Here is an 887-nt window from a genome sequence, read left to right as displayed (position 1 = left end):
TGATGTTGATGGCATTGTCTTTCGTCTTTGGTCCGCTGCGAAGCGTAACAATGGGGGCGAGAGTTTTATCTGGCGTTGTGGCTGGTTTCACTTTCTATATCTCCAGCGAGTTCTTCGGGCCATTGACTCTGGTGTATGGCATACCGCCGATATTTGGTGCCTTAGCTCCGAGCTTAGCGTTTTTGGCGATTGCGGTGGCGTTGCTAAGAAGAAAGCTATAATCAAAGAAAAAGGAAGGCGCTATGCCTTCCTTTTTTGTTTCTAGGCGATTTATTTTGCTTTTGGCAAAACCACCACTTCAGTTTTTGCCCAGATATCGTGGAAACCACGTTTTTGCGGGTCAATTGGCACGGTTAAGTTCGCAAGACCAAAGCCTGATGTCGCAAGGCGGATTAATGCTTGAGTCGCCGTAATTGGAGCGCCGTCTTTCGCGTTTCGAATTTGCATTTTCCAAGCGCGCATGCCAAGGGTTTGACCTGCTCGCGTCCAGAAAAAGACGAAGAAGTAAATCCAGACTACCGCCAGATAAAGTGTGAATATCGGACTCAACACCGGGTGTTTCCCTAACATATCTGCGGCATCCACATATTCTCCGTAGCTCAGCAAGCCTGCTGCATTCAAAGCAAACACCACTGCTATTACGACACCCGCCGCCATCATCTCAATGGCTAAGACAATTAGAGTGTCATAAAACAAAGCGGCCAATCGACGGAAAAATCCCGCTGGTGGAAGAGTTGTAGAAGTAGTCATAATTCCATCACTTACCTTAAAAATTGTGCGTCAGGATATAGATTCCGCCAGTCTGTGAAAAGAGAGCTGACGCACAGACTCTCCAATTACGACCAAATCTAAGAGCTTTTCACGAAGGATGATGGCTGCGCATACGC

2 protein-coding genes are annotated in these 887 nt (G+C 47.2%); one reads left to right on the top strand and one right to left on the bottom strand.

What is annotated here, in order from left to right; genetic code table 11:
• A partial coding sequence (locus R7O13_RS25250) for an LptF/LptG family permease (protein ID WP_318304992.1) occupies positions 1–221 on the top strand: 221 nt, incomplete at its 5' end.
• A gap of 49 nt (positions 222–270) precedes the next feature.
• Here the strand turns inward: R7O13_RS25250 and R7O13_RS25245 are convergent.
• A complete protein-coding gene (locus tag R7O13_RS25245; RefSeq protein WP_005461101.1) occupies positions 271–750 on the bottom strand; it encodes an RDD family protein in 480 nt (159 codons plus the stop codon).
• Positions 751–887 lie beyond the last annotated feature (137 nt).

This window comes from Vibrio sp. Y176, from assembly GCF_033438945.1.
The sequence above is the reverse complement of the archived record's forward strand: the minus strand, read 5'-3'. Positions and strand labels throughout refer to the sequence as shown.

Coding starts and splice junctions, on each gene's coding strand:
- R7O13_RS25245 (WP_005461101.1), bottom strand. CDS start 750: ATGACTACTTCTACAACTCTTCCACCAGCGGGATTTTTCCGTCGATTG.